The sequence below is a fragment of the Lactiplantibacillus nangangensis genome (assembly GCF_005405065.1).
Classification (GTDB): Bacteria; Bacillota; Bacilli; order Lactobacillales; family Lactobacillaceae; genus Lactiplantibacillus; species Lactiplantibacillus nangangensis.
This window is the reverse complement of the sequence record NZ_BJDI01000033.1, coordinates 1-1917: the sequence shown is the minus strand read 5'-3', so window position 1 is coordinate 1917 and position 1917 is coordinate 1. Positions and strand designations below refer to the sequence as shown.

The following is a 1917-nucleotide window of genomic DNA, read 5'->3' as shown; positions in this document are numbered from 1 at the left end:
CGATCGAGTAGGAGGTAATTGATTATTTCAATTACCGACCTCTCACACCACCGTACGTACGGTTCCGTATACGGCGGTTCAATAATTTAAGTATTCTGAATAAGCTGGAGTGTTTTGGACATGTTTATCAGTCCAAGGCGTTCTAGCTTTTCATTTGTATACGTATAGCACATCGTCTTACTATGTGCTGTTCTCCAATACCCCTTTCGGGTATTGGCATTGGTCTTGGCTTGTTCTGCTGTCATTCCCATTTTCATCAGTTGACGATATCGGGTCTTGAGCTTCTTCCAACGCTTCCAAATCAATTGCCTTATACGACTTCTAAGCCATTGGTCTAGTCGTTGAATGAATTTCTTCAACTTACCAATCCCATAGTATTGCAGCCATCCTCGCATTTTCTGACGAATTTCTTTCATCAATTGTTGCCAACTGATACTTCGGCTTCGACCTGTCATAACTTTAAGTGACTGTTTGACACGTTGCTTGGCAATTCCATGTGGACGCGGGTGCGCCCCATTTCGATCAACACCCAGCGTAAATCCCAAGAACTTTAGTCTTAATGGTGACCCAACCGTTGTTTTTTTCCGGTTGACTGTCACTTTTAAACTGTTTTCTAGGAATTTAGTACTATTCCTCAAGACTCGCTCACCGGTACGCTTACTTTTGACATAAATATTACAATCATCTGCATAGCGTACAAACTGATGGCCTCGACTAGTCAATAGTTTGTCTAGTTCATTGAGATAGATATTGGCTAATAGTGGCGATAGGTTACCACCTTGCGGGGTGCCCGTCGTTGTTTTCTGGAATAACTGACCATTCATCACACCACTAGTTAAAAACCTGCGGATTAGATGTAATAGCCATGGGTCCTGAATTTGCTGTTGAACAAAGTTCATTAGTAAATCATGGTTAACCGTATCAAAGTAGGCTTTTAAGTCCAGGTCTACCACGTAGTGATAGCCCTGATTATAAAGACTCGTGACCTTTTTAATTGCGTCATGTGCACTTCGTCCAGGCCTAAAGCCGTAGCTATTGTCGGAAAATACTTGTTCATAAATTGGTGACAACACTTGGACTACCGCCTGTTGGACCATTCTGTCAATTACAGTCGGGATACCTAGCTTTCTGGTTGACCCATCTGGCTTCGGAATTTCAACACGTTTGACTGGTTTGGGATAGTAAGTCTCGTTACGTAAACTCTCCAAGAGTTCATCTCGATGTTTGTAGATGTATTCGGATAGCTGTTCGATGGTCATACCATCAATCCCAGCGGCTCCTTTATTACGCCTAACCCGTTTAAAAGCGAGGTTAAGGTTATCTCTCGCAAGCACCAAGTCTACAAATGGAACACCATTTTGCACCGTACTTTCACCATCGGTAACACTATGCGCCCCAAGATAGACTTTATCTTCCAGACTAGCCATCTCTTGGCGGTCAGCTTGTTCTGTTTTCTGCAATCTTCGCATTACCAACACCTCCAGTACCAGTGAAAATTATTATTGTTCGGTCCTTTGTCCACCAATTGGTGGACTACTATGACCTCGGCTGACTCCTGAAATACTCAATTAGCCATCACTGGCTAGGTTGTTCCTGTACACCATATCGGCGTTCTAGTCGGGAACTTGTAAATCAGGCCTCCCCGGGTAAGAATGATAGCTTTCGTACCATGCAACTGTTGGCTCTACTCTAGTCATCTTTGAGTAGTATTGGACTTTGGTTTGTTTGGCAACCTCGTCCAGATAACTCTAGCCTCATAGCCACTTCTTATTCATCAGCTCGGTACTTTGTTTTAGGCTTCCTTCAGATTCCGTTTCACAGCGGACACCCTTGCCCTCAACTCGTGGTTCCGACTACTACGGCCCACAGCGGACTTACACCGCCTAGTTATCACCCATGCCGGGCGCACCAAAAAAA

At 44.0% G+C, this 1917-nt stretch carries 1 protein-coding gene; it reads right to left on the bottom strand.

All coding sequences use genetic code 11. The features are described from left to right. Positions 1-86 precede the first annotated feature (86 nt). Positions 87-1469 carry a group II intron reverse transcriptase/maturase gene (gene ltrA, locus FFM70_RS13710; protein ID WP_137617400.1) on the bottom strand — a complete coding sequence of 461 codons (1383 nt, stop codon included), beginning with the start codon at positions 1467-1469 and terminating at the stop codon, positions 87-89. Positions 1470-1917 lie beyond the last annotated feature (448 nt).

What these genes read in the sequence shown, in the direction of transcription:
- ltrA (WP_137617400.1), bottom strand. Translation starts at nt 1,469, where the DNA reads ATGCGAAGATTGCAGAAAACAGAACAAGCTGACCGCCAAGAGATGGCT.